Raw genomic sequence first — 23,937 nt, 5'->3', positions numbered from 1 at the left:
AATTTGAAATGTAAATTATGCAAATGTAGTTAATCCAAAGTCTTAAGTTGGGCCTGTAGCTTTTTTGTCAGACCGGCAACGACCAGATCATAGGAATGGTCTATCAAATCCCGGACCAAAGTAGGATCCAAGGACTCTAGATAAAGGGTATTCCAATGTACTTTGCTCATATGGTACCCAGCAGTGATTTTTCCTTCATATGTCTCCCGTAATTCAATGGCCCTTTCCGGATCGCATTTTAAATTAGCCTGGGACGGAATCCTTTCCAAGGGCACAAGGGCAAACATTTTCCCCATTACCTTAAACACCAAGGTACTGGCGTCAAAAGGAAATTCTTCCGTAACCCCCTTTTTATGAATGCAATGCTCTCTAAATTCCTCTATATTCATAGTATCAATTCCATTGAATCACACATGGACCAGCTCTTTTAAACTATTCCATGTTATTCTGCATTTTACTACTTCCTGGTCTCCGATATCGTTTCCTACCACGGTTTCACAATTAACTCCCCCTAAACGCTCATAGAACCCTAGAGCACTTATATTGTTCTTCAGCACCCATAAGTACATTTTGGCAGTGGGATTATCCCTTAGAACTTCTTGTGCCACCAAACTGATTAAGTGTTTGCCAATTCCTTGGCCTTTTGCTGATCCTGAAACATGCAAGTTGTCCAAAAGGGCGCCGAATTGGTCATTATCGTCCTTAAAAGTACAAGCAAAACCACAGATTTCCCCGTTCTGTTCGGCAACCAAGACAAATTGATTGATAGAAGGGTTGGTTAGTCTAACCTTCCAAACCTTTTCTCTTTCGGATGCTGCTTCCACATCCAAAAAATGATCACTAAAATCGCCCCTGTAATGCTGTTGCCAACTTTTTACATGCAATTCCGCGATCTTTTTAAAATCACTGGGATTCGCCTCCCTATAAGTAATCATAAAACAACCCTAGATCCCCATGGAATCGTATACAATAACCTTAGTCCATAAATTGCTCGATTCCGCAACAAATAGGTTGTGGGCTTCCTCTGTCTGATATTTTGTCTGTGCGTCTGCCGACTCAAAGGAAACTACCAAAGAATAGGTAAAGGACCCGTCCACAACATCGCGGGTGGCCTTGGGTGGAACCCCCACAAACTTGGTCTTGGCATATTTGGAATCCCGCATAAACTTCATGATGGAGGTTTCAAAAGCCTTTCTATCCTCAACATTATCAGGGTTCTTTAACCAAAAATAAACGGTGTGTACAAAATTGGAATCAAAGTTCTTCATATCTTCCTTGTTTTAACCATAATTACATACGGCCATTGTTAAAAATATTACGGTAAATTATAGTGTCAATAATTTTGAATATTGTTTGAATCTGTCCCAAATTTCCCAGTATTTGGATAGATTTTTCATCTGCTAAAATAAAAAACAATTATCCAATTTGTGCCTTTTGGATAAAAGGAAATTAATCCTCCAAGAATTGCTTCTTTCTATTGCTTAATTCCAAGGCGGAATAATCCAGTTTCCAACCTATGGTCTCTACAATCTTTTCAATTAAAAGCACCGCCTCCAAAGCCTCCTTATTTGCAGTATCCATCAAACCGCTTTGGGGAATCTTATCCCTTATATGTTGCTTTGCCTCCATATTCAGTGAGGTAAGATCCGTTGGAGTAAAGGAATTGAAAAGTCCGTTTTGAATGTCATAAAACTGTAGTTCCGGGGAAATGGACAAAATTTCAGGTTGTGGAAAATTGGTAAGGATAATTCTTCTCTTATCGTTATCCGCGTACATTTGCAACTTCTTAAGGTCAAAACCAATATGTGCCTTGGCGTTGATGATGATCAAGGCTTTCTTTTTGCTGCTTACCAAGCTAAGAAAACGCTCCTTGGTGTTTTCGTACCGATAAATTTCGGCAAAATCACCTTCCACCGTTATTAACTTGCATACGCTTTTTATCTTATCCAACAGAATGGTCGACTGATGTTCCGTAAGTTCCTTGCTCCTCTTTTTGCGAAAAAAGGAAAACACCCAGTACATGGTAATGGCCCCGAGAATAAGGCCTAAAAAAAGTTCCAATATATCACTCATCTCCCTTACCTATTTGTTCTAAGTGGGTATATTTAAACCCCTTGTTATATTTAAGTCCATAGCCAAATATCCTGTCCATGGAAGCATGCGAAAATAGGATGATTCCCATTAACTGACACAAAGGTAATGAAAGATAAATCCCCAAAAAATAAATAGCGATGGCCAAACCCTTATGATGAAATACATTATACCCAATGGCACCAACCCTATTTCCCATAAGATATCCCAGCATCCCAATATCGGGAGCCAAAATCAGAAATATAAACCACCACCAACTATAATCCAACAAACTAAAAAGATATAATCCTAGACAGAACATCAATAGTTCCTCTATTTTTAAAAGTAACCGCATACCGCAAATTATTATTCTTCTATTAAATACAAAACAGGCCTACTGGGGCTGGCATCATTTTCAAATGATGCCAACTGAAGGTTCAAGAAATATTTTCCATCCTTAATGGAGTTTGCCACAAATATAAACTCGGTTATTGTAGCTTCCAAACGATGTTTTCCATCATAATTCCAAAAAGTTTTATGCGCCAATAAAGTACCCCCATCCTTTTCCTTATCCACGGAAGGAAGATCTATCAACAAATGCTCCACTCCCTTATCCACCAATAACTGTGCTGCCGATTCCAATAAATATGGGGGGTTTGTATTGGCATATTGCCTAGTCATTTTATCCCTTAGGTTTGGTATGGTCCGGATGATTACTGCCTCCCTATTTTTATTGCCCAAGGCATACTGCAATTGCTTTTTGGAGATTACAAAATCGCCGTTTATTTTTTCCGGAGCTATGGTAATCACCTCGGCCATAAAAAAGAATTTGGAAAGACTTGTATTTACCGAGTTAAACTCTTCGGTAATATGTCCGATACATTCAGTATGGGTGCCATGGGCATGGGGATTAAAACAAATATCATTGAAATTTACCGAAGCCCCTTCGGACACCTTTCCAACAAAATCGCCCTCGCTATGAGGCTGAATTTTTGGAGCATCAACATACCATGCATTGACATTGGTACTTCTACCGGTGATAGGAATGGAGATATCCAAAGGTTTGGACAGGTCTATGGTGTAATTTTTTGTGTTGTGTTTTATAATTGTTTTCATGTTCAATTGGCACTATACCCGCCTTGGAAACAGGTGTCTATTTGCTATCAAATCTAACCATAAATAAATCTGCGGCAATCCCATCACTCAAAAATTTGCCTTTTTTTGAGACCAGTAAATTCCCATTCTCCATATAAAGCAGTCCATCTGCAATTCTTTTGTCGGCCCCTTGCACCAAATACGAAAGATATTCCGTTCCGAAGTCGGACTCTATCCTATCCAAGGAAACTCCCCATATGGTCCGCAATCCGGTCATGATATATTCGTTGTAACGATCCGTTATGGACAACGTTTCCACTTCCATAGGCAGTTGGTTTAGAGCCAATGCTTTTATATATTTTGCATTGTTACTAATATTCCACCCTCTTCTAATCCCGTCATAGGAATGGGCAGAGGGACCAATGCCAAGATATTTTTTTCCTTGCCAATAAGCCGTGTTGTTCCTAGAAAAGTAAGCAGGTTTTCCAAAATTGGAAATTTCATAGTTTACGAAACCCTCTTCTTCCAATTTCCGGACCAAAATATGGAAATGGGCTTCTGCCAATTCATCATCAACGGGCGGGATTAGTCCTTTCTCTATAAAAGTCTTTAAGGCTGTTTTGGGTTCTACGGTAAGGGCATAACTGGAAATGTGGGGTACGCCAAAGTCCAAGGCCTTTTCTATGTTGGAAATCCATCTTTCATTGGTCATTCCGGGAATGCCATAAATTAGATCGATGGATATGTTATCAAAATATTTTATTGCAAGCCCAATACAATCCTCCGCTTCTTTAGCATTGTGTGCCCTATTCATCATTTTCAAATCCTCCCCAAAAAAAGATTGAATACCAATACTCAGTCTATTGATTGGAGATCGGGCCAATTCCATTATTTTATCCAAGGACAAATCATCCGGATTGGCCTCCAAGGTTATTTCAGGATCAGCTACTACGGTATAATTACTATAAACTGCCCCGATTATCAGGTCTATTTCGGCCGTATCCAATACCGATGGCGTTCCGCCCCCAAAGTAAATGGTCTGTACCACCTCATCCTTAAATTCTTCCTTTCTAAGAACCAGTTCCTTAATCAGCGCCGATATCATTGCCTCCTTCTTCCCCATATTGGTGGAAAAATGAAAATCGCAATAATGGCACGCCTGCTTGCAAAAAGGAATATGTATGTAAATGCCGCTCATTTTTTCAGTGGTCAGTGGTCAGTGGTCAGTGGTCAGTGGTCAGTAAAATTAACCTATTTGGAACCAAACTTATCGGGGTTATTGATCATAAAATAAATTAGCTTCCCAATTTCCTGACTTTCACTTACCATCTCATCGAATATTTCCTTTTTTATATATTGGCATTCCATGGCATATTCCATCCATACTAGGGTTTCTAAATTCTCAGCATCGCTAGCGGTTAATTTATTGATGAAATATTTAGGATAAAGTCGCTTAGCATAAGATTCGGCAATATTAGCTGAAACACTTCTGGAAGATCTTCTTATTTGATCGGTCAAGGAATACCTTTCTTCTTTTGGAAAGGATTTGGAAATTTCATAAATCCTCATTGCCAAGGCAAAAGATTTTTTATAGGCCAATAAATCTTGAAATCTCATAACTACTGATTATTGTTCAATACATCAAAAATAAGTCTTCGAATTAATTGGCAAATAGGTCTGATCAGAATTTTAACTGTTGGCTCTTACCATACTGTTTACTCATTACTGATTACTGTTCACTATATATCGGCTAAAGGATTACTATCTGTTCCCATACAAAGTATTGGTAATTGGTAATTGATTATTGTTTCTTGATTTTGTCACCGTTCTGTTTCACAAAAGCATCCCAACCACTATAGCTTTTGCCAACTTCTATTCGGCCTTCGTTATAAAAGTGGCATACAGCAGCTGCCAAGCCATCGGTACTGTCCAGGTTTTTGGGGAGCGACTTTAGTCCCAACACACTTTGAAGCATTTTGGCCACCTGTTCCTTACTGGCGTTACCGTTTCCGGTAATGGCCATTTTAATCTTTTTAGGCAGGTACTCGGTGATGGGGATCTGGCGCGATAAGCCAGCGGCCATGGCTACGCCCTGGGCCCTACCCAACTTGAGCATGGATTGAACATTCTTTCCAAAAAAAGGGGCCTCAATGGCGATTTCATCCGGGTGGTAGGTATCGATCAGTTCTATGGTGCGCTCAAATATGAGTTTTAGCTTGGTATAAGGGTCGTCATATTTCTTGAGCAAGAGCTCGTTCATCTGAAGAAACTCCATCTTTTTGTTCACCACCTTGATTAGGCCAAAGCCCATAATGGTAGTCCCAGGATCAATACCCAATATTATCTTTTCGTTTGCCAATGATGGAATTATTTTAGGTTTTACCGTTATTTAGAATTCACAATAATAGGAATCCTGAATTTTGAGGATACGGGCACCCCTCTTTTTAGGGCTGGCGATAACGGGGGCAGGCCTTTTAGACTTTGGGTGATGATAGTGCGAAATTCTGGGATCTGATTTTCAATATCCTCGTTACGCTGCACTTCCAAGACGGATATTTCCCCTTGATAATCCACTAAAAAATCTACGTATATGTTGGTATTGACATCGGACACGAACTGAAATTCAAAATCCTCCAAAGTCTCCGTGTATTGGTCCAAAAGGGTATTCTGAAAACAATCCAATTGTTCCGCCTTATCCATCATTTCATCACAATTGTCAAATAGTGGATAACGATCTACCTCGTTGAAATTTATATTGCGCATTTCCTCATTTACCAATTCTTGGGTTCTTTCTTCCTTAGAAGTAAACCAGTCGCAAGAGGTAAAAAGACAAAAACAAGCCAAAACCGCAACTTTCCTCATGTATGCCAGATTCTGGGCGGAAATTACAATTTTTTGATCAATTTAAGGGGTTTCCATATGAATTTCCTCCTTTAGTTTCATTATCCTTTTTGAGGTGAATTCCGAAAAGTAATCTCCTTTACCACCAAATTGCTCCTGATATTCCTGATAGCATTTTAAGGACATTTTGGGATTTTTGTAGTATTGATCGGTTAATAGGCAAACTTCATATTTATATAAATACCCTGTTGGATCTTCCATAAAAGCCTTTTTATAATATTCGATCGCCAATTTTAAATTGTTTTGCTCCACTGCAAGTCTTGCCAAGGCATTATACTCCTTGTCCAACACCACCTTCTGAACTTCAATAGATTTTTTAATATAAATATTGGCACTATCCAGTTGCTGCAATTTTGCAAATGCACTTCCCATGCCGTAAAGTGCAATTGGGTTCTCTTCATCAAAAGTTAAAAGATTTTCATAGGCTTTTTTTGCCTTCTCGAACTTACCCAAGGCAAAATAAGAATACCCCATTTTTTCAAAAATGTATTCCTTATACTCTCCCAAGTCAACCAGACGTTCAAATAAAGGTAAAGCAAGCCATAGCAAATTATCATTGTAGTTGGCTAGGGCCTTTAGATTGATCAAGCTCACATCGTTTTCGTAAAAATGCAATCCTTTATCCACATATTTCAGAACTGAGTCCCGTTCCCTTTGTAATAAATAATATTTCCCTAATTGAAACAAACTGCGCAAATGGGTGTTATCAACCTTTACCGAGTGCTTGTAGGCAGCAATACTCTCGGGAAAAAGATTTAATTCCTTTAAGGACTCCCCTAGATAGTAGAAGTATTCAGGGTTAGGATTCTTTCCATGTACTAATTGAGAAAAGACCTCCTTGGCAAGAGCATGTTTCTTAAGTTTTAGATACAGCCTTCCAAGTTCATATGTTGCCAATTCTTGGAATTCGTTTTTCTGGACTATGTTTTCATACTGTGCCAGTGCCTTTTCGTAATTCCCTATAGCATTGTAGGCTCGGGCAATCTGTAATTGGGCATTTGGGCTTGCCACCTTGGCATATTCATTTATAGCCAAAGTGTAATTGCCAATAGCATAAAGGCTGTCGGCAACTGCCAAGACGGAGGATTGAGCTCCGGTCTTGACGAATAATAGCAGAAAAATAATCCTGAGAATTGTGGTCACTAATTTATTGTAATTTAAAGGTAATAGGAATGGAAAAGGGAATTTTCACCTCTTTTCCCTTATGCTTTCCACCTTTCATTTGAGGCAATAATGAAACAATTCGGGCCGCTTCATCCTCCAATAATTTGTCTGGACCGCGTAACCTTACATTGCCAATCCTTCCATCTTCGCCAATGGTGAACATTACATTTACTCGACCCTGAATACCCTTTTCCTGAGCTTCCTCAGGATAACTAAAATTCTTTCCTATATGTTTTTGCATCATGGTATTAAAACAGTCCCTTTTATTATCTGAATCCTCACATCCTGGAAATACAGGCACCTTGTCAACAAAGGCAAACGGAACCAGTCCGTTACCGTCATATTCATAGGTTTGAGGTGAAGTTTCTTCTTCCGAGCTGCGTTCCAGCCTAAAAGTAATCGGAATAGAAAAAGGTACCCGTACTTTTTCACCACGGTGTTCCCCAGGGGTCATTTGTGGCAACAAAGAGATAATACGGGCCGCTTCATCCTCCAATAATTTGTCTGGACCGCGCAACCTAACATTCCCAATGCTTCCATCTTCTTGGATAATGAACAGCACATTTACCCGTCCCTGAATGCCAATTTCCTGGGCTTGTTCGGGATATCTAAAATTCTTTCCAATGTGTTTTTGAATCATAGCATTAAAACAATCCCTTTTATTTTCAGCGTCTTCGCATCCAGGAAATATTGGCGCCTCATCTATTACTGTAAAGGGGATATCTATAGATGATTGCAATTTCATATCCCCTTTCTCTTCAATTTTACCTTCCTTCTCACAAGAGGTATAAACCAGCATCCCTAATATCATGGGAATTATTAGTAGATACTTTAGCCTCCAAACTCTTTTAGATTTTGATTTTTGTAACATGACGATTCGTTTTTTGATTAATGATGATTTAAAAAATTGATTGATGAAAGAAATATGTTGGGTCTGAAAGACCTGTGACAACAACATTTGATACTGCTCCGCTTTATGGGTCTTGGCCACTTTTGCATCGGCGATGAACTCGTGCAATTCAGAAACCCTATTTTGATATACGTAGACCAGGGGATTGAACCAGCCCAAAATGCGCATCAGTTCAAAGAACAACAGGTCCCAGCTATGCCTTTGTTCTATATGTACCAGCTCGTGCTGAATTATGCTTTGATGTTCCTTTTCCAACACCTGGTCCCCCAAGAAAATAGACCTGAAAAAAGAAAAGGCCATATTGCTGTTTCTTACCACTACCCTAGTGAAGTCTTTGAAATAACGGATTTCACCCTGACGTTTTAGTCGGTCTATTTGGAACAATTTGTAGGCAAACAGCAAGGCTGCAATTAACATTCCGCCGTAAAATATTATTTCGGTTGCAGAAAGATCAAAAGAAGTAGAATTTTCAGGAGCAACTACCACCCCTTCGGACATATCTATTCCCCATAAATACTCGGGATATACAAAATATTCAGAAGATACTGTAGTCTTAAAAGCCTCGATCTTTATCCATGGCAGCAAAAGGGATAATACAAAAGTCCCGATCAAGTACACCCTGTTCCACTGAAAAAAGGTCTCCCGTTTTAGGAACAGATCGTAAATGATCAAAAATAATAACTGGAAGGCCATGCATTCTAAAATGTACCGTATCATTCCTTCTCTTCCTTAATGTCCTTGAGTATCGATTCCAATTCAGAAAGGCTCATATCGTTCTTTTTCATAAAGAAGGACACCATACTTTTGAAGGAGCCCTGAAAATAGCCATCCACCAATTTGTTAATGGACTGGTTGCCGTAATCCGATTTCTTGATCAGCGGAAAATAAAGATAGCCCCTGCCCTCTTGCTCGTGGTCTACAAAACCTTTGCTCTCCAAGATGCGTACTATGGTGGAAACTGTATTGTACGCCGGTTTGGGCTCCGGGAGTTCGTCTATGATGGCGGCCACATTACATTTCTGCAACTGCCATAATACCTGCATTACTTCCTCTTCTGCCTTGGTTAATTGTTTCATTTAACTAACTTTTTAGTTGATCTACACAACAAATATAACTAAATATTTAGTTTAAACTAATTTTTTAGTTATAAAATTAAGTTGCATGTCAAATAGATGTTTAATTCCTATATTAAAAAAGCTACAAGTGCGACTTCTCATTCGGTGCAAAATGGCACCTCATTTCGAAGTGACTATCCCCAGTCATTTCGAACGAAGGTGAGAAATCACACAAGTAACTAAACCAAAACATCAATTGTGTGCACAAATTTTCAGCATTCAACTATAAAAAATGTGCTTTGATCAAAACCATTGTATGTGCGACTTCTCGGCGTCCCGAAAAGGGACTCTATCGAAGTGACTATCTCCAGTCATTTCGAACGAAGGTAAGAAATCACACAAGCAACCAACCTCATGTTTCCAAGCCAAGGTTTGTGTTTCTCTCCCCTTCCGGCTTCTCCTTCGTCGAACCCACCTTCCCCTGATTAGGGGAAGGAACATTATTTTTACATTTCATTGTGTGACATAAAACCATAAGTATAATCATCGTAAGCTCCTTCCCTTGGCTAAGGGAAGGTGGATTCTCGGCTAGCAGCCGAGGAGACGGAAGGGATTGTAAGCCTAAGTCCTTGGAAAAGCACATAATTTCCAATTGACAACTTAGGTTTGGATCGTCACTGAAATTGCCTGATGTTCAAGTGACTTGTACCTGTCCTTTCCCATCCATGTAACAATTCCTCCCTATCTTCGTCAAACAGAGAACGTATTCCGTCACCGGAATTCAAAAGATTAGTATGGATATTGCGCTATTGATTATCGGGTTTATTTTAATGTTTGTTGGAGTGCTGGGTAGTTTTCTACCGGTATTACCAGGAACGCCTATAAGTTGGGTAGGCCTGCTCCTACTTTACCTTACCAATGCCATTCCTGATGATTGGGTCTTCTTGGGAATTACCCTGGGCATTGCCTTAATGGTTTTTGCCTTGGATTATATTATTCCGGTTTGGGGAACCAAAAAATTTGGGGGAAGCAAATGGGGTATGATAGGCACCACCATTGGACTTTTAATAGCCTTAATATTTCCTGTTCTAGGGTTTTTTGGAATAATAATCTGGCCTTTTTTGGGAGCTTTGGCCGGGGAACTTATCAACAAGGCCGACCAAAAAACGGCCCTAAAGGCCGCTTTTGGTTCTTTTTTGGGTTTTTTAACCGGAACCTTCCTAAAATTTATGGTCACTATAATTTATTTGGGCCTCTTTATTTATAAGGCCTGGGAATATAAATCGGAATTATTTCCCTTTTTTAATTAACCACCATTACTTCATCCAGGTAACTTTTTCCTGCCATGGCCCCTTAACAACTTCAGGAATTTCTTCGTCATAATAGCCCATATAGAAAAAACCTAGGCACACCTCCCCGGAGTTCAACTCAAAAAAATCGTCCATATGTTTAATGAGGCCAGGGGAGCTCCAATAACTGCCAATCCCCATTTCGGTACAGCAAAGCCACATATTTTGAACCGCCATGGCCGTTGCAGCCACCTCTTCCCATTCGGGCAAACTTTCCAAGGGATCACGTTGCATACAAATAGCTATTACAGCCCCAGCCTTTTTAGGGTTTTGTATCAACTTTTCAACCTTAAACTGCTTTGGCTTGGGGTCGGTTTCCATGTATTTCAAAGAAAGGAACAACCCCAATTTTTCCTTGGATTCCCCTTGTAATACTTTAAAGCGCCAAGGTTCCGTTTTTTTGTGGGTAGGCGCAAAATTGGCCGCCTCCAGGACCTTCTCTATGATTTCCCTTTCAATAGGCCTGTCATTATATTGGGCTGGAAAAATAGACCGACGCCTCTTAATTATATCAAAAATCATAATCTCTCAATTTAAATTGTACAAACTAAGGCTTTTAAAGCCCTACTGCGATTGATTTAACAACAAATTAATACAATGGCGTAAAGCAGGGTTTCTATTGTCTTCCTTCCAACAAACGGATAGCACTGCCCTTTGCGGAATATTCTTAAGTTCTATAAACTTCACCTTCATCTGAAAGCCGTATTGCAAAGAAGTAGGTATTATAGCAATGCCCAAATTATTCTCCACCAACTTAAAAATGGTCTGGGCATGCACCGATTTATGGGAAACCTTGGGAGTAAAACCCGCATCCTCACAAATACTCATAACCGTGTCAAAGTACAAAGGACTATAATCTTGGGCGAACAAAATAAAATTCTCTGCCGCCAATTGCCCTACATCCCTAAATTCCCTGGTCAACATGGGATATAATTCCGGTAAAACCACGGAAAAGGTGTCCGTATAGACCGGCTGAATGTTTAGGCCCTGAGGGACACGGGACATACGTACAAAGCCCATATCCAATTTATCCTTTAAAATGGCATTTACTTGGGCATTGTTGGACAACTCCTCCAAAGTAGTCTGGATTCCTGGAAATTTGTCTTTTAACTTAATCAGAAGATTGGGTATCACTTCCTGCATGGCCGAACCCAAAAAACCTATCCGGACTTCACCAAAATTACCATCCCTAATATGCCCCAACTGCTTTTTGGTAACTTCCAAATGGTTTAGGATAAACTCAATTTCACTTTTGAGATATTCCCCCGCAGCCGTAAGACTTACCTTCTTCTTAGTTCGAACAAAAAGTTTTACGTCCAATATCTCCTCCATTTGTTTAATCTGTCTACTTAAGCCAGGCTGCGAGATAAAAAGCTTTTCCGCCGCTTTTCTATAGTGCAATTCTTCGGCCACTGCCAAAAAATAATTGAAATGTCGGATTTCTAATTGATAACCCATAGTTATTAAGTATGTATATTAATGGTATTGGTGATTATCAAACTTAATGAATAATTTTATATTGATAAAAATAATCCCATGTCTACTTCAAAAAAAACATTTTTTTTCGGGGAAGATTATCTTTCTGCAGGCCTCGCTCTAGGCCTTACTAGAGGAACGATCCACGGACAGATCTCAGAGAAAGCAAGAAAAAGGATTCGTGCCAGTAATAATGCCGTGGCATGTATTGTGGAAAGGGGAAAAGCTGTTTACGGAATCAATACCGGTTTTGGCCCCTTATGCACCACTAAAATCTCCAAAACCGAAACCAACATATTACAAAACAATATTCTGCAAAGCCATAGCGTAGGAGTTGGAGAGCCCATCGAAAACGAGATTGCCAAGTTGATGCTCGTTTTAAAGGTCCATTCCCTTGCCAAAGGTTGTTCAGGTATTGCTGAAGCCACCCTGGACCGTATATTATGGCATATAGATAACGATGCTATTCCAATAGTGCCCTCCCAAGGCTCTGTAGGGGCATCGGGTGACCTTGCCCCTTTATCCCATTTGTTTTTACCGCTAATTGGTATGGGAAAAGTTAGGTATATCAAAAAGGTGATTTCCACAGAGCAACTACATAAAATTTACGGCCTTCAACCTCTTGAATTGGGGCCCAAGGAGGGATTGGCGTTAATAAACGGTACGCAATTTATTGCTGCCCACGCCGTAATGGTCATTGACAAAATGTACGCTTGCCTTACCCATGCCGACATCATTGGTGCCATGATGATCGAAGGGTTACAGGCCAGTGTAAAACCATTTTATAAAGAGTTGCATGATCTACGTCCCTTTAAAGGCAATAGCCACGTGGCCGCAAAAATCCGTTTCCTATTGAAGGATTCGGAAATTATGCAAGATCATATAGATTGTGAAAAGGTACAGGATCCCTATTCGCTCAGATGCATTCCACAAGTCCACGGTGCTTCCAGAAATGCGTGGTTACATTTAAAGGAACTATTGGAGATAGAGTTAAATTCAGTTACGGACAACCCCATTATTATAGACGAGGACTTAACGATAAGTGGGGGCAATTTTCACGGACAGCCATTGGCCATGGCGCTGGACTATGTATGTTTGGCCACCTCTGAGCTTGGAAACATCTCGGACCGCCGTATTTATCTGGCCTTGGAAGGCAATAGCCCCGGGGTACCAAAATTATTGATGAAAGATACAGGAATCAATTCGGGCTATATGATCCTCCAATACACCACGGCGGCTTTGGCCAGTGAAAATAAGGGTTTGTGTTTTCCTGCCAGTGCGGATAGCATCCCAACTTCCCTAGGACAGGAAGACCATGTAAGTATGGGGTCCATCAGCGGTAGAAAGGCGATGCAGGTCTTAGAGAACGTTGAAAAAATATTGGCCATTGAACTCCTTACGACAGCACAGGCTTTCGAATTTAGAAAACCTATGAAATCAGGAGTCTTGTTGGATGAAGTCCATAAAACGATTCGTAAAAAAGTGGCCTTTGCCCATAAGGACAGGGTATTCTCGGATGACATTGAAAAGGGAATTGTAATAATTAAAAACCGTACGATAATACAGTCAATACGAAAAACAATGCAGCACCACAATCTAAAAATGGAAAGTCCATTCGAAGATGAATTTGAAAAATATTGAACAATAGTCATGCCCTCAGCTATAGTTAGTCTAATATAACCCATGGACAAAATAAAAAAATACACCCTAATAGGCCCCTTTAAGCAAATCTTGACGATGGTAGGTTTACCGTTAAAAGGAGCCCTATCCGATGAGCAATTGCCCATATTGGAAAATGGGGGCATTATTATGGCAGATGAAAAAATCCATGCCATAGGACCATATCCTGAAATTCAGGCGGAAGCAAACTACCTAAATGCTGAAATTATCCATATCCAATCCACAATGGTATGCCTTCCCGGGTTAATTGATGCCCACACCCATATCTGCTTCGGCGGTAGCAGGGCCAAAGACTATGCCCTCCGAAATTCCGGTAAAACCTATCTCGAAATTGCCATGGCCGGGGGTGGAATCTGGGATACGGTAACCGAGACAAGAATAGCCCTAACACCCTCACTAATTGAGGGTGTCAAGATAAGAGCGGATAGACATTTGGCACATGGAGTGACCACCATAGAAGTAAAAAGTGGCTATGGCCTTACGGTACAGGAAGAACTAAAAATGCTAAGGGCTATTGCTTCAACCAATAAACTATGCCAGCCCGACCTAATACCTACTTGCTTGGCTGCCCATATGGTCCCTAAAGACTACCAGGGAAGTCCATCCAATTATCTATTGGAAATAAGCAATACACTATTTCCGATAATAAAAAAGGAAAAATTGACGAATAGGATCGATGCCTTTCTGGAAGAAGGGGCATTTTCCCCTACTTTGATTGCCCCCTATTTTGACAAAGCAAAAGCCATGGGGTTCGATATCACTGTGCACGCAGACCAATTTTCTATTGGAGGTAGTGCCGTAGCGGTAAAATACAATGCCATCAGTGCCGATCATTTGGAAGCCAGTACAGAAACAGAAATTCAGCTTCTGGCCAAAAGCAATGTAGTGGCCACTGCCTTGCCGGGCGCCTCTTTGGGCTTGGGCTGCAACTATGCACCAGCCCGCCGACTATTGGATGCCGGGTCGGCCCTTGCCATCGCCAGTGATTGGAATCCAGGTTCCGCCCCAATGGGCAATTTAGCGATTCAGGCCGCGGTTCTGGGAGCCTTTGAAAAACTCTCCAATACTGAGGTACTGGCCGGAATAACCTTTAGGGCCGCAGCTGCTTTAAACCTAAAGGACCGCGGTACCCTAAAAAGTGGGTTATTGGCAGATCTCATTGCATTCCCAACCAAGGATTACCAAGAAATTCTTTACCAACAGGGAATGATGCCGCCTTCGCTTGTCTGCAAAAGAGGAAAATTGGTAGTACATAAACAATACCCTAAAAGAGACCTAAACCATGACGGAAGAGAACTTTAAAGCACAAATACTCCAGGGGATACCGAAAGAATTACCAGAAAAAAACGTCTTTCCCAAGAATACCAATAGAGCACCCAAACGCAGGGATATCCTTTCCTTGGAGGAGAAGAAATTGGCCATACGCAATGCCTTGCGTTATTTTCCTAAGGATTGGCACGAGATCCTTGGAAAAGAATTTGCCCAAGAATTGAATACTCTGGGCAGAATCTATATGCATCGCTTCAAACCCGATTACCCTCTTTATGCAAGACCAATAGATCATTATCCTGCAAAAACGGTTGAAGCTGCCTGTATAATGCTAATGATCCAAAACAATTTAGATCCCCAACTTGCACAACATCCAGAAGAACTCATAACCTATGGGGGCAATGGTGCCGTTTTTCAGAACTGGGCACAGTATCTCATTACCATGCAGTATTTGGCTACCATGACCAATGAGCAAACTTTGCATATTTATTCCGGGCATCCTATGGGACTATTTCCCTCTTCCAAAGAAGCACCAAGAGTAGTGGTTACCAACGGGATGATGGTCCCCAACTATTCCAAACAGGACGACTGGGAGAAGTATAATGCCCTTGGGGTTACACAATATGGACAAATGACGGCAGGATCCTATATGTACATAGGACCCCAAGGAATAGTCCACGGCACCACCATAACCGTACTGAACGCCTTTAGAAAAGTCTTGAAAAATAACGAATCGGCCAAAGGAAAAATATTTCTTACCTCGGGTTTAGGGGGGATGAGCGGGGCCCAGCCCAAGGCGGGTAATATTGCCGGCTGCATTACCATTTGTGCCGAGGTAAACAAAGTTGCCGCAGAAAAAAGATTCCAGCAAGCTTGGGTAGATCAGCTTTTGGAAGACTTGGACCAATTGGTTATACGAACTAGACAGGCCATACAACATCAAGAAGTTGTTTCCTTGGCATACATTGGCAACATTGTTGAAGTATGGGAAAGGTTTGACCAGGAAAAGATATTCGTTCATTTAGGATCCGATCAGACCTCCCTTCACAACCCCTGGTCAGGGGGCTATTATCCGGCTGGGCTGAGCTTTGAAGAATCCAATATTCTGATGCATAGGGAACCCAAAGTTTTTAAACAAAAAGTACAGGCCTCCTTAAGAAGACATGTTGACGCTATTAACAAACATACCGCCAAAGGGACTTACTTCTTTGATTATGGCAATGCTTTTTTATTAGAGGCATCTCGAGCGGGCGCAGATATAATGGCGGGCCATGGCAAAGATTTTAGATACCCATCTTATGTTCAAGACATCCTAGGCCCCTTGTGTTTCGATTACGGCTTTGGCCCCTTTAGATGGGTATGCACCTCAGGAGACCCCGTAGATTTACAAACGACCGATAAACTTGCACTGCAAACTTTGGAAAAAATTAGGCCTAACGCACCCTTCGAAATCCAACAGCAAATACAGGACAATATAAAATGGATCCGGGAAGCATCATCCAATAACTTGGTCGTAGGATCACAGGCCCGTATATTATATGCCGATGCAGAAGGTAGGTCTAAAATTGCCATGGCCTTTAACACCGCTATAAACACAGGAGAAATCAGTGCGCCTATTGTTTTGGGAAGGGACCACCATGACGTTGGGGGTACGGATTCCCCCTTTCGGGAAACGAGCAATATTTATGACGGTAGTAAGTTTACCGCAGACATGGCTGTCCACAATGTAGTTGGGGATAGTTTTAGGGGCGCTACCTGGGTTTCCCTTCACAACGGTGGCGGTGTAGGTTGGGGCGAAACCATCAACGGTGGTTTCGGTTTGGTGCTGGACGGTTCGAACGATGCTGCCAGACGCTTAAAAAGCATGCTTTTTTATGACGTAAACAATGGAATATCCCGAAGAAGTTGGGCAAGAAACAAGGAAGCATTATTTACAATAAAACGGGAAATGGCCCGTAGCCCGGAATTAAAGGTTACCTTGCCAAATATGGTTGAGGATGGATTGCTGGATTATTTATTTCAATAAAAATATTTTAAGCCTTTATTGCTTGCCGCATATGTCAGACAAGACAATACCGTAATTAAAATCCTACAAGCTACTAAATTGAGGCAAAAATAGATATCCATAATTTTAAATTTTACTTGGAATCATCTATTTTTATTCATTGAACAGCTCTTCATCCAGATATAAAAATGGCCCTAAAGACTGTTCCTCAATTTTGGAACAAACATTCGATAAATAAGTATATTTAAAACAATGATTCCCTGTCCAATCTGTAACCATCCCAAAACCAAATTAAAATACCAGCTTAAATTTAATGTACATGAATGTCCCAATTGCGGTTTTCAATTTTGTCCCGAGGCCACCTTTAATAAAAGTTTGGTTTCGGATTTAAATGAAGAAACCCGTGAAAAAGCACTTATCAATTTAAGGAAAGGGAATTTTCAACATATCATCGCTTCCATTAAAAAAAACAAGGACATTAAATCCAAAGGGCTGGAGGTAGGCCCGGGATATGGTTGGTTTTTGGAGGTCTGCCGGGATCATGGCATTGATTGCCTGGGCATTGAACCTGAAACCCGCTTCAATGAACAATATCTTAAAAAAGGCTTGGAAGTACAGAATGGCTTTTTTCTACAAGATCTACAAAAGGAATCACATTTTGATTTTATTGCCTATAATGATGTGATGGAACACCTACCCGATCTAAAAGGAATTATGGCGGCCAATTATGCTTTACTAAATCCGCAAGGCCTCTTGATCGTTAATTTACCGCAACAAGATGGTTTAATTTATTTCATTTCCAAAATAGCCTATCTATTTGGGGTAAAATCGTTGTTGGACAGAATGTGGCAATTTAATTTCCATAGCCCACATTTAAGCTATTTTACCCGAAAGACCTTGCTAAAATTGGCCCAGGACAACAATTTTGATGCTGTAGAATCATTTCCTTTAAAAACTATTAATCTATCCGAAATATCGGATAGGATAGAACAGGATGACCAACAAGGAACTTTTGCGAAGATGGCAACTAAAATAGGGGTGTTCCTAATGTTTCCATTATTACAAATTTTTCCGGACACCCGTTGTTTTATATTTAGAAAAAAATAATTGGGCATAAAAAATGAAGTTTCTTCCAAGCAACATATAAAATCAACAAGTCCGATGATTGAAGTATTGCTAAAAATTAAAAAATGGACAACCAAGTTTACCGGGTTTACCGAGGAGCACAATTCCTTTAGAGATCCGATATTTATACTACTAGGCCTTCTTTTTGTATTAACCCTCTTTGCTGCCTATTCCAATCATTTCCAAAATGGTTTTCATTTTGACGACAACCATACCATAGAGGAGAACAAGGCCATTAAAGAAGTAGATCCATTGGCATTTTTTACGGACGCAACAACCTTTAGCACCCTCCCCAGCAACAGGTCTTACCGACCCTATACCACACTTGAAAATGCCATTGATTACAAACTTGGAGGTGGCCTGGACCCTTTTGTATTTCATATCCACATTTTCGTTTTTTTTGTTTTGACCTGTGGCGTCCTTTGCCTTTTTGTTAAAAAACTTCTGGATAAGTTGGAATTCTCCAGATACAACCAGTTTTGGGGACTTCTGATAGCTGCCACTTTTGGCTTGTTGTGTGCCAATGCGGAAACTGTCAACTACATTATACAACGATCGGAAATTGTAGCTGGCTTCTATGTGCTATTGGGATTTGTAGCTTTCTTAAGTGGTGGGAAATGGCGAAAATGGCACCTTTACCTCATTTTTCCCTTTATAGGTTTCTTTTCCAAGGAAATGGCACTGGTTTTTTCACCGCTGCTTTTCCTATATCTTTTAATTTTTGAAGAGGAGGTAGATCTTTTACACTTCTACAGGACAAGGGAACTTAAAAAATGTATCCGCTCCTTTACAAAGGTGCTTCCGTCCTTTGTCCTAACACTGGCCTTTTTAATTTTCTATTTCAGCATGCTCCCGGAAACTTTTGCTCCCGGTGGTCCTAATCGTTACAATTATTTAATTACCCAGCCCTTGGTAATGTGCCACTATATTTTAACCTATTTTATACCTTACAACCTCTCTGCAGATACGGATTGGGTGGCATTTGAATCCATTACGGATTACAGGGCAATATTGGGCATTATAGGAATAGGCATATTAATTTTCTTTGCGCTGAAAACATCCAGTAAAAAGGAAACAAAATTATTTTCCTTTGGCCTTCTTTGGTTCTTCATCTCGCTCCTGCCCTCTTCCTCCGTACTTCCCTTTGCCGAGGTGCTTAACGACCACCGAAGCTTTATCCCATATATGGGACTTACAATAGCCTTTGTTTTTGGCTCCAAATATGTCCTTGAAACCTATTATCCTAAAATTGTGAGCTCAAAAAAAGGGCAATCCATATTAACGCTGTTTATTATCCTTTTCCTCTTCGCCAACGCCTATGGGGTGCACCAGCGAAACAAAGTATGGAAAGACGAACTCAGTCTTTGGCAGGATGTCACCGTAAAAAGTCCAAAAAATGGACGAGGCCATATGAATTATGGCCTCGCACTAATGGCCAAGGGAGATTATACCAACGCCGAAATATCGTTCAAAAAGGCCTTGGAATATGTCCCAAATTATTCCAGTATCTACACTAATATGGGTATATTAAAAAATGCTATTGGCGATAAGGAAAGTGCCGAAAAGTACTTCCAAAAATCCTTATCCCTTAGTGATGCCAACCATAGAACCAAGTACTTTTATGGTAGGTATTTGTTTCAAAATGATAAATTTAAGGAGGCTATTGACCAATTTAAAGAAATAAATCTTATTGTTCCCAATTACCTTGATACCAACGACTATATCTTTAAATCCTATCACAAACTTAAGGATTGGGAAAATATGAAAAGCTACAGTCAAGAGGTTTTGGCGAATTGGCCAAACGATGATACTACAAAAAAATATTTGGATATTGCGATGAACAAAAAATCCATACTTACAGTTTTGGAAGAAGAGGTCAACACTGCACCCAGCCCAGAGAAATACTTGAATTTGAGTTTACAGTACTTCAACGAAGGTAATTTCGACGATTGTATCCGGGTAGCAGGAAAGGCCGTAAAATTAAATCCCGAATACGCTGACGCCTATAACAATATAGGGATTGGGCACTATTATCTTTTAAATTATGACAAGGCCATTGAAGCATACCAAAAAGCACTGGAATTAAACCCTTCCTTTCAATTGGCGAAAAACAATTTGAAAAATGCTAAAGACAAAAAGGTGGAAATGGCACGTGTCATTTCAAATTTATCCGATAAGGAAATATCGTCCTATTACATAAACCTTAGTCTTGAATTTTACAATAAGGAAAAATATCGAACCTGCATCGCGGCCGCAAGGAAGTCGATCGCAATAGAACCCAATGCCATAGCTTATAACAATATTTGTTCTGCCTACAACCAGCTAAAGGAATACCAAAAGGCAATAGCCGCATGTAATGAGGCGTTAAAATTAGACGCTAGTTCCAAATTGGCCAAAGGCAATTTAAATTACGCCCTGCAACAGGAAGAGAAGCATTAGAACAAAAGTCAACCCAATAAAAACAATGATCACCCATTAACTCGGCTACCATGGAAACACAGAAATATAGCTCACATAAAATTGCTGTTGTAATCCCATTTTACAATGCCTCCAATGAAATATTGCTCGTCATTTCCAAATTACCGAATTATATCCAAGATATTATTATTGTAGACGACCATAGTTCCACCCCCCTTCCCAAATCGGATATAGAAAATCTTTCCCCTCCCAAGGCTACAATATATTTTTTAGAGAATCCGACAAATTTAGGGGTAGGCGGCGCTACCAAAAGAGGGTTTGAGGAAGCTATTAAAATAGGGGCTGAAATCATTATCAAGATCGATGCCGATGACCAGATGGACCTGAGCTACCTTCCCGATTTACTGGACCCATTAATTGCAAACAACTGCGATGTTGCCAAAGGAAATAGATTCAGGGATTTAAAGGCCCTAAGGGCTATGCCCCTTGTACGAAGAATAGGTAATCTAGGCTTATCCTTCCTTATAAAATCGGCCACAGGGTATTGGCACAATTTTGATCCCACCAATGGATTTTTGGCACTTAAAACCGATGTTTTAAAAAAGTTGGACTTCAACAAACTTGCCAACCGCTATTATTTTGAAACCTCCCTTTTATCCCAGCTATACTTCGAAAAAGCAACTGTTAAGGATATTGCCATGCCAGCCATATATGGGGATGAAAAATCGCACATGAAAATATGGAAAATGCCCTTTGTCTTTGGAGCTAGACTAACCAACACTTTTGTAAAGCGTATTGTAAAGGAATACTTTTTGTACGATTTCAGTATTGGTTCAATGTATCTCTTATTCGGTTTTCCACTTTTTATGTTCGGTCTCCTTTTTGGTGCTACGGAATGGATATATTATGCTTCCATAAATACCTTTGCTCCAACAGGTACCATTATGATCGTTACCCTATCCATCATATTGGGCTTTCAGCTTATCCTTCAGGCCATACAATACGACATAATAAATGCTCCGAAAGCACCGTAAAGACATTAAAAAAAATCACTAAAATATTTTGGAACGGTTGGTCTTGTCCGAGGAAAAACACTAATATTGATAGAGGCATATTGCCCACTGGGTATCAATAAATTGGTCAACAGGGTCAACAACCTATAAAATTCAATTAAAATGCACACCTATTCCAAAACGGACCCTTTTCTTTGGACAGGACGCAAGTCTGGCCAACAGCTTTATCTTCATGAAAAGGTGCTTTGCATAGATCTTAATTCCGAGCAAGTCCCACGCGTAAATGTAGGTTCTTGGGCCATATTGGGATGTGCCTGCGATGAGGGTGTAAAAAGAAATGAAGGTAGAATTGGTGCCGTATTGGGCCCCGACGCCATCCGTAAGCAACTAGCCAAACTCCCTAACCACCTATCGGAAAACACCTTATTTATAGATGCCGGAACAATAGATTGTAAGGATGGGGATTTAAGAAAAACACAAACCGTTTTATCGCGTACCGTTGCCCAACTTCTTCAGCAAAACTCCTTCCCCATACTCTTGGGAGGAGGGCATGACATGGCGTATGGCCATTATAACGGAATAAAGAAGTATCTGGATACGAAAGACAACAAAAGATCCATTGGCATCATTAATTTTGATGCGCATTTTGATTTAAGAAGCAACCAAAACAGTAATAATTCTGGAACGCCCTTTTTTCAAATTGCAGAGGAATGCAAACAGGACCTATCCAAATTCCAATACCTCTGCCTAGGAATACGCGAGGATGCCAACAACAGTGCCCTTTATAACACTGCAAGAAACCTAGGTGTTTGCTATATTGAAAAATCAAACTTCAACCTCCTACATTATGATAAAATTAAAGATAGGATAGAGCAGTTTACCAAGGAGGTGGATTATATCTACACTACAATAGATTTGGACGGCTTTTCCTCGGCCTACGCCCCTGGAGTTAGTGCCGCTTCCCCTATGGGTTTCTCCCCGGAAATTGTTCTGGAATGCCTGAAAATTATAATGGCATCAAAAAAAATGATCAGCCTCGATATTGCCGAAATGAATCCTACGTATGATATTGACCAACAAACAGCCAAATTGGCTGCTTCCCTGATTCATTTTGTGATCCACCAAAGTTACTAACGTCGCTTTCCAAGAAAATCCATTTTTAATCCCATCATTTAGGAAGCCCTATTCCAACCATGAGCGGTAATATTTACCATCATCAATCGTCATAGCCGCCTTGGTTATTTGCAATGGTCTAAAAGTATCTATCATTACCGCCAACTCCTCGGTTTTGGATTTTCCTATACTTGCCTCATAGGTCCCGGGATGTGGCCCGTGTGGAATGCCCGCAGGATGCAGTGAAATATATCCTTTTTCTATATTCTTTCTGCTCATAAAGTCGCCATCCACATAATACAACACCTCGTCTGAATCTATGTTGGAATGATTATAAGGGGCAGGAATGGACTGGGGGTGATAGTCGTACAAACGCGGCACAAAGGAACAGACGACAAAAGCAGAGGTCTCAAAAGTCTGATGCACCGGAGGTGGTTGGTGTACACGTCCTGTTATGGGTTCAAAATTATGTATGGAAAAGCCATAGGGATAATTGTACCCGTCCCAACCAACCACGTCAAATGGGTGCGAGGCATACACCAAATGGTGCAATTGCCCTTGCTTTTTTACCTTGATCACGAAATCGCCCAACTCATCATGGGTCTGTAAATTCTGTGGCAATTTGAAATCCCGCTCACAAAACGGGGAATGTTCCAAATGCTGTCCAAACCAGTTCCTATATCTTTTTGGGGTATAAATGGGATGATAGGATTCCGCGACCAAGAGCCTGTTATCTTCACTGTCAAAATGAATCTGATAAATCATTCCACGGGGAATAATAAGGTAATCCCCATATTCGAACCTCAATTCCCCCAACATGGTTTTCAAGACACCTGTGCCTTCATGGACAAACAACAGTTCATCGGCATCCGCATTTTTATAAAAATATTCCATCATGGACTTTTTGGGTGCTGCCAGTGAGATATGAACATCGGAATTGAACAACATTACACTTCTACTTTCCAGATAATCGTTCATGGGCTCTACTTCAAAACCCTTGAGCAACCTGGACTTTATATTATGGGATACCATAGCCTTTGGGGAAACATCAAAAGACTTCCCTACTTCCTTTACCATAGTAGGCCTATGCAAGTGGTACATAAGCGACGACATTCCGTCAAAACCTATGGTCCCGAACAATTGCTCGTAATGGAGGCCATCGTCCTGTTTCTTAAAAACAGTATGTCTTTTGGAGGGTATTTTACCTAATCTGTGATACAAGGGCATAACTATATCCTTATTAATGATTCCTATTTAAAAATACAATAAAATAAGGAGTAACTACAATATTGAA

At 40.4% G+C, this 23,937-nt stretch carries 24 protein-coding genes; 8 read left to right on the top strand and 16 right to left on the bottom strand.

The features are described from left to right. Positions 1-29: 29 nt before the first annotated feature. From QSE00_RS12420 to QSE00_RS12360, 13 genes are all read right to left on the bottom strand, one after another. Entirely contained in the window at positions 30-389 is a 360-nt protein-coding gene (locus tag QSE00_RS12420; RefSeq protein WP_110356979.1) for an MmcQ/YjbR family DNA-binding protein, read from the bottom strand. 18 nt (positions 390-407) lie between these two features. Further along, positions 408-935, bottom strand: coding sequence for a GNAT family N-acetyltransferase (locus tag QSE00_RS12415; RefSeq protein ID WP_286106212.1), 528 nt, complete (start codon positions 933-935; stop codon positions 408-410). A gap of 9 nt (positions 936-944) precedes the next feature. After that, entirely contained in the window at positions 945-1,268 is a 324-nt protein-coding gene (locus QSE00_RS12410; RefSeq protein WP_286106211.1) for a Dabb family protein, read from the bottom strand. 181 nt (positions 1,269-1,449) lie between these two features. Continuing rightward, on the bottom strand, positions 1,450-2,073 hold the full coding sequence (locus tag QSE00_RS12405) for a DUF4230 domain-containing protein (RefSeq protein WP_286106210.1): 624 nt from the start codon (positions 2,071-2,073) through the stop codon (positions 1,450-1,452). Further along, positions 2,066-2,425, bottom strand: coding sequence for a DUF4260 domain-containing protein (locus QSE00_RS12400; protein WP_286106209.1), 360 nt, complete (start codon positions 2,423-2,425; stop codon positions 2,066-2,068). The genes QSE00_RS12405 and QSE00_RS12400 overlap by 8 nt, the downstream gene beginning before the upstream one ends. 11 nt (positions 2,426-2,436) lie before the next feature. Beyond that, positions 2,437-3,186 (bottom strand): cyclase family protein, encoded by a 750-nt coding sequence (locus QSE00_RS12395; protein WP_286106208.1) that lies wholly within the window; start codon positions 3,184-3,186, stop codon positions 2,437-2,439. Between the two features lie 37 nt (positions 3,187-3,223). After that, positions 3,224-4,363 (bottom strand): radical SAM family heme chaperone HemW, encoded by a 1,140-nt coding sequence (gene hemW, locus QSE00_RS12390; RefSeq protein WP_286106207.1) that lies wholly within the window; start codon positions 4,361-4,363, stop codon positions 3,224-3,226. Between the two features lie 53 nt (positions 4,364-4,416). Beyond that, complete coding sequence (locus tag QSE00_RS12385) at positions 4,417-4,782, bottom strand: four helix bundle protein (RefSeq protein ID WP_110356986.1); 366 nt, start codon at positions 4,780-4,782, stop codon at positions 4,417-4,419. Between the two features lie 184 nt (positions 4,783-4,966). Beyond that, a complete protein-coding gene (gene ruvC, locus QSE00_RS12380; protein ID WP_286106206.1) occupies positions 4,967-5,524 on the bottom strand; it encodes a crossover junction endodeoxyribonuclease RuvC in 558 nt (185 codons plus the stop codon). Between the two features lie 26 nt (positions 5,525-5,550). Beyond that, a complete protein-coding gene (locus QSE00_RS12375; RefSeq protein WP_110356988.1) occupies positions 5,551-6,027 on the bottom strand; it encodes a hypothetical protein in 477 nt (158 codons plus the stop codon). 42 nt (positions 6,028-6,069) lie between these two features. Beyond that, positions 6,070-7,209 carry a tetratricopeptide repeat protein gene (locus QSE00_RS12370; protein WP_110356989.1) on the bottom strand — a complete coding sequence of 380 codons (1,140 nt, stop codon included), beginning with the start codon at positions 7,207-7,209 and terminating at the stop codon, positions 6,070-6,072. 4 nt (positions 7,210-7,213) lie between these two features. After that, a complete protein-coding gene (locus tag QSE00_RS12365) occupies positions 7,214-8,857 on the bottom strand; it encodes a M56 family metallopeptidase (RefSeq protein WP_286106205.1) in 1,644 nt (547 codons plus the stop codon). Then, the gene (locus QSE00_RS12360) at positions 8,854-9,216 is read right to left on the bottom strand and encodes a BlaI/MecI/CopY family transcriptional regulator (RefSeq protein ID WP_110356990.1); all 363 of its coding nucleotides are present in this window, start codon (positions 9,214-9,216) and stop codon (positions 8,854-8,856) included. Before QSE00_RS12360 ends, QSE00_RS12365 begins: the two co-directional genes overlap by 4 nt. A gap of 773 nt (positions 9,217-9,989) precedes the next feature. Between QSE00_RS12360 and QSE00_RS12355 the strand changes: the two genes are divergently transcribed. Beyond that, a complete protein-coding gene (locus QSE00_RS12355; protein WP_286106204.1) occupies positions 9,990-10,505 on the top strand; it encodes a DUF456 domain-containing protein in 516 nt (171 codons plus the stop codon). A 6-nt stretch (positions 10,506-10,511) separates the two neighbouring features. On the opposite strand, the gene QSE00_RS12350 is transcribed toward QSE00_RS12355, so the two are convergent. Continuing rightward, entirely contained in the window at positions 10,512-11,066 is a 555-nt protein-coding gene (locus tag QSE00_RS12350; protein WP_110356992.1) for a nitroreductase family protein, read from the bottom strand. Positions 11,067-11,108: 42 nt separating this feature from the next. Next, complete coding sequence (locus QSE00_RS12345) at positions 11,109-12,002, bottom strand: LysR family transcriptional regulator (RefSeq protein ID WP_286106203.1); 894 nt, start codon at positions 12,000-12,002, stop codon at positions 11,109-11,111. Positions 12,003-12,080: 78 nt separating this feature from the next. Between QSE00_RS12345 and hutH the strand changes: the two genes are divergently transcribed. The 7 genes from hutH to hutG all read left to right on the top strand — a co-directional run bounded on the left by hutH (position 12,081) and on the right by hutG (position 22,664). After that, positions 12,081-13,661 carry a histidine ammonia-lyase gene (hutH, locus tag QSE00_RS12340; protein ID WP_286106202.1) on the top strand — a complete coding sequence of 527 codons (1,581 nt, stop codon included), beginning with the start codon at positions 12,081-12,083 and terminating at the stop codon, positions 13,659-13,661. A gap of 42 nt (positions 13,662-13,703) precedes the next feature. Then, positions 13,704-15,002, top strand: a complete 1,299-nt coding sequence (gene hutI, locus QSE00_RS12335; RefSeq protein ID WP_286106201.1) for an imidazolonepropionase — start codon at positions 13,704-13,706, stop codon at positions 15,000-15,002. Continuing rightward, entirely contained in the window at positions 14,983-16,995 is a 2,013-nt protein-coding gene (locus QSE00_RS12330) for a urocanate hydratase (RefSeq protein ID WP_286106200.1), read from the top strand. The genes hutI and QSE00_RS12330 overlap by 20 nt, the downstream gene beginning before the upstream one ends. A gap of 231 nt (positions 16,996-17,226) precedes the next feature. Then, entirely contained in the window at positions 17,227-18,081 is an 855-nt protein-coding gene (locus QSE00_RS12325) for a class I SAM-dependent methyltransferase (RefSeq protein WP_286106199.1), read from the top strand. A gap of 54 nt (positions 18,082-18,135) precedes the next feature. Next, entirely contained in the window at positions 18,136-20,538 is a 2,403-nt protein-coding gene (locus QSE00_RS12320; RefSeq protein ID WP_286106198.1) for a tetratricopeptide repeat protein, read from the top strand. 50 nt (positions 20,539-20,588) lie between these two features. Further along, complete coding sequence (locus QSE00_RS12315) at positions 20,589-21,551, top strand: glycosyltransferase family 2 protein (RefSeq protein WP_286106197.1); 963 nt, start codon at positions 20,589-20,591, stop codon at positions 21,549-21,551. A 141-nt stretch (positions 21,552-21,692) separates the two neighbouring features. Beyond that, the gene (gene hutG, locus QSE00_RS12310) at positions 21,693-22,664 is read left to right on the top strand and encodes a formimidoylglutamase (RefSeq protein WP_286106196.1); all 972 of its coding nucleotides are present in this window, start codon (positions 21,693-21,695) and stop codon (positions 22,662-22,664) included. A gap of 48 nt (positions 22,665-22,712) precedes the next feature. Here hutG and QSE00_RS12305 read toward each other — a convergent pair whose 3' ends face one another. Next, positions 22,713-23,870, bottom strand: a complete 1,158-nt coding sequence (locus QSE00_RS12305; protein WP_286106195.1) for a homogentisate 1,2-dioxygenase — start codon at positions 23,868-23,870, stop codon at positions 22,713-22,715. Positions 23,871-23,937 lie beyond the last annotated feature (67 nt).

It is taken from the genome of Arenibacter flavimaris, assembly GCF_030291335.1.
Classification (GTDB): Bacteria; Bacteroidota; Bacteroidia; order Flavobacteriales; family Flavobacteriaceae; genus Arenibacter.
Note: the sequence above shows the minus strand (reverse complement) of the source record. Positions and strands in the feature narration are given on the sequence as shown.

Coding starts and splice junctions, on each gene's coding strand:
- QSE00_RS12420 (WP_110356979.1), bottom strand. CDS start 389: ATGAATATAGAGGAATTTAGAGAGCATTGCATTCATAAAAAGGGGGTT.
- QSE00_RS12415 (WP_286106212.1), bottom strand. CDS start 935: ATGATTACTTATAGGGAGGCGAATCCCAGTGATTTTAAAAAGATCGCG.
- QSE00_RS12410 (WP_286106211.1), bottom strand. CDS start 1,268: ATGAAGAACTTTGATTCCAATTTTGTACACACCGTTTATTTTTGGTTA.
- QSE00_RS12405 (WP_286106210.1), bottom strand. CDS start 2,073: ATGAGTGATATATTGGAACTTTTTTTAGGCCTTATTCTCGGGGCCATT.
- QSE00_RS12400 (WP_286106209.1), bottom strand. CDS start 2,425: ATGCGGTTACTTTTAAAAATAGAGGAACTATTGATGTTCTGTCTAGGA.
- QSE00_RS12395 (WP_286106208.1), bottom strand. CDS start 3,186: ATGAAAACAATTATAAAACACAACACAAAAAATTACACCATAGACCTG.
- hemW (WP_286106207.1), bottom strand. CDS start 4,363: ATGAGCGGCATTTACATACATATTCCTTTTTGCAAGCAGGCGTGCCAT.
- QSE00_RS12385 (WP_110356986.1), bottom strand. CDS start 4,782: ATGAGATTTCAAGATTTATTGGCCTATAAAAAATCTTTTGCCTTGGCA.
- QSE00_RS12375 (WP_110356988.1), bottom strand. CDS start 6,027: ATGAGGAAAGTTGCGGTTTTGGCTTGTTTTTGTCTTTTTACCTCTTGC.
- QSE00_RS12365 (WP_286106205.1), bottom strand. CDS start 8,857: ATGATACGGTACATTTTAGAATGCATGGCCTTCCAGTTATTATTTTTG.
- QSE00_RS12360 (WP_110356990.1), bottom strand. CDS start 9,216: ATGAAACAATTAACCAAGGCAGAAGAGGAAGTAATGCAGGTATTATGG.
- QSE00_RS12355 (WP_286106204.1), top strand. CDS start 9,990: ATGGATATTGCGCTATTGATTATCGGGTTTATTTTAATGTTTGTTGGA.
- QSE00_RS12350 (WP_110356992.1), bottom strand. CDS start 11,066: ATGATTTTTGATATAATTAAGAGGCGTCGGTCTATTTTTCCAGCCCAA.
- QSE00_RS12345 (WP_286106203.1), bottom strand. CDS start 12,002: ATGGGTTATCAATTAGAAATCCGACATTTCAATTATTTTTTGGCAGTG.
- hutH (WP_286106202.1), top strand. CDS start 12,081: ATGTCTACTTCAAAAAAAACATTTTTTTTCGGGGAAGATTATCTTTCT.
- hutI (WP_286106201.1), top strand. CDS start 13,704: ATGGACAAAATAAAAAAATACACCCTAATAGGCCCCTTTAAGCAAATC.
- QSE00_RS12330 (WP_286106200.1), top strand. CDS start 14,983: ATGACGGAAGAGAACTTTAAAGCACAAATACTCCAGGGGATACCGAAA.
- QSE00_RS12325 (WP_286106199.1), top strand. CDS start 17,227: ATGATTCCCTGTCCAATCTGTAACCATCCCAAAACCAAATTAAAATAC.
- QSE00_RS12320 (WP_286106198.1), top strand. CDS start 18,136: ATGATTGAAGTATTGCTAAAAATTAAAAAATGGACAACCAAGTTTACC.
- QSE00_RS12315 (WP_286106197.1), top strand. CDS start 20,589: ATGGAAACACAGAAATATAGCTCACATAAAATTGCTGTTGTAATCCCA.
- hutG (WP_286106196.1), top strand. CDS start 21,693: ATGCACACCTATTCCAAAACGGACCCTTTTCTTTGGACAGGACGCAAG.
- QSE00_RS12305 (WP_286106195.1), bottom strand. CDS start 23,870: ATGCCCTTGTATCACAGATTAGGTAAAATACCCTCCAAAAGACATACT.